This is a genomic window from Streptomyces sp. P17 (assembly GCF_032436805.1).
Lineage (GTDB): Bacteria > Actinomycetota > Actinomycetes > Streptomycetales > Streptomycetaceae > Streptomyces.
Genome location: NZ_JAVRBF010000439.1, coordinates 1 through 365, shown reverse-complemented (window position 1 = coordinate 365; position 365 = coordinate 1). Strand labels below are relative to the sequence as shown.

The 365-nt window shown below is 41.9% G+C and carries 1 protein-coding gene; it reads right to left on the bottom strand.

All coding sequences use genetic code 11. From position 1 onward, the window contains the following. Positions 1-365: type VI secretion system-associated protein TagO (locus RMT89_RS41635; protein ID WP_315888956.1), on the bottom strand; the 365-nt coding region annotated here is incomplete at both ends.

Sequence of the window (365 nt, the reverse complement as noted above, 5' to 3'; positions counted from 1 at the left end):
CGCCAATACTGAACTTCCGTATTAGCAATAGAAAGTTGGATACGAGGATCATCAATCGCACTTGGCAGAGCCAATTCGACTCGACTTAAATTATCAATACAGCTCATCAGCAATACTGGTTTAGCATTATCAGGAAAGTGAGTGGTTTGATTTAAGGCGAGCAGTGTAATCCAGGCGTTCGTTTTCTCACCCTCTCCTTCGGTTGTCAGATGATAAACATCCCCCTCTTGATATTCGCTCAAACTATTAAACGCACGCTGCCATGACAATGGCGTATTATTTTCTATCGCTCTAGGAAGCATTTGAGTCACTGGCGTTGCAAATAAGGTGTCAAAACAATTAAGCCTATCTAAACGTGAGGAAAT